Below are 508 nucleotides of genomic sequence, written 5' to 3'. Positions count from 1 at the left end.
TCACAGGAGCAGCAGACCAATTCATAGGCCCACAGGATCAGTTTGAGCGGCAGATGGCGCCCGATGTCGGAGAGCACCTGTACCCGTTTGCGGGTGATATCGGGGTGATTGGCGTACTCCCGGTAATCGATGTAGGTACGGTGGCCCATCGCCAGCCCGTACAGCCCGGCGATCAGCAAAAAACGGCGATGGAACCGCTTTTCGTTGTCGTCTGCATTGTCCAGTACATAAATATCCAGCGGGATATGGTTATCGATATCGGTACGGCCCCGGCCGCGGATTTTCATATAGGTACGGCAGGGCACCGACTCTTTCATGTAGACCAGCCGGGAGAAAAAGTCCAAAAACGCGCCGTTCCCCATCTGGTCATAGCGGACAAACTTGAAATCTCCGTCTGCCCATTCCTTCTTGGCAATCTTTTTCAGCTTTTGGTAATCCCGCCGGGTCATGGCGATATCCACATCGTCATCCCAGGGGATAAATCCTTGATGCCGCGCCGCGCCAATCA

1 protein-coding gene is annotated in these 508 nt (G+C 54.7%); it reads right to left on the bottom strand.

The genetic code is table 11. The features are described 5' to 3' along the window. On the bottom strand, positions 1–508 hold a 508-nt coding region (locus H6B10_RS15210), incomplete at both ends, for a LicD family protein (RefSeq protein WP_204652330.1).

Source organism: Gemmiger formicilis (assembly GCF_016901605.1).
Taxonomy (GTDB): Bacteria; Bacillota; Clostridia; order Oscillospirales; family Ruminococcaceae; genus Gemmiger; species Gemmiger formicilis_B.
The sequence above is the reverse complement of the archived record's forward strand: the minus strand, read 5'-3'. Positions and strand labels throughout refer to the sequence as shown.